General features: G+C 62.7%; 1 pseudogene. It reads right to left on the bottom strand.

The annotated features are described in order from the left end of the window. Positions 1-260 (bottom strand): annotated as a pseudogene (locus R0K30_RS22450) (hypothetical protein); the annotation flags it as partial.

Raw genomic sequence — 260 nt, 5'->3', positions numbered from 1 at the left:
CGCCGGTTAAGCCCCGTATCGCCGAATCTGGCGGTGACGAGATCATTGAGGGATGTCGGCGAATCGTTGTCGTGCTTGCCGAGCCCGACGCCGACGGCCCCTGCGACAGCCCCCATGGCGAGCGCGCCCACTACGCCGACACCTGGAATCGGAACCGGAATATGAATCGGGCCGGACGGCCCCACCGTGATGTACACGGCCTTGCCTGGATAGACGACCGTCACAGTCTTGACCGCACTCACTCTTTCAGCATTGACTTC

This window comes from Bacillus sp. SIMBA_154, from assembly GCF_046536015.1.
Taxonomy (GTDB): domain Bacteria; phylum Bacillota; class Bacilli; order Bacillales; family Bacillaceae; genus Bacillus; species Bacillus pumilus_P.
This window is presented reverse-complemented; position numbering and strand designations above follow the sequence as displayed.